This window comes from Bartonella sp. AA86SXKL (assembly GCF_042196885.1).
This window is the reverse complement of record NZ_JBHIRE010000581.1, coordinates 1-542: the sequence shown is the minus strand read 5'-3', so window position 1 is coordinate 542 and position 542 is coordinate 1. Positions and strand designations below refer to the sequence as shown.

At 41.0% G+C, this 542-nt stretch carries 1 pseudogene; it reads right to left on the bottom strand.

The window, feature by feature from the left end:
• A pseudogene (locus tag ACFIO5_RS13395) lies at positions 1-542 on the bottom strand (excinuclease ABC subunit UvrB); the annotation flags it as partial.

Here is a 542-nt window from a genome sequence, read left to right as displayed (position 1 = left end):
ATCGATAAAAACGAGAGCATTGTTTGGAATATATTCGAACAAAGTTGGTGGTGGTTCACCAGGCTGTCGTCCTGTTAAGTAGCGTGAATAATTTTCAATTCCAGCGCATGAGCCGGTTGTTTCCAACATTTCTAAATCAAACATTGTACGCTGTTCTAAACGTTGTGCTTCTAAAAGACGTCCTGCTTTGTTCAATTCATCGAGACGTTGAACCAATTCCGTTTTGATGGCTTTCATTGCTTGATTTAATGTTGGTCGCGGTATTACGTAGTGTGAATTGGCATAAATTTTAATAGATTGGAGGTCGCCTGTTTTTTGACACGTTAGAGGATCAAATTCAGTGATCGTTTCCACTTCATCGCCAAAGAGAGAAATGCGCCAAGCACGATCTTCAAGGTGGGCTGGAAAAATTTCAATGATATCCCCTCTGACACGAAAGGAGCCACGAATGAAGTTGATATCTTGTCGACGATAATGTTGAGCAACCAAATCAGTGAGTAATTGCCGTTGATTAAGCCTATCCCCTATTTGCATTTGGAAGG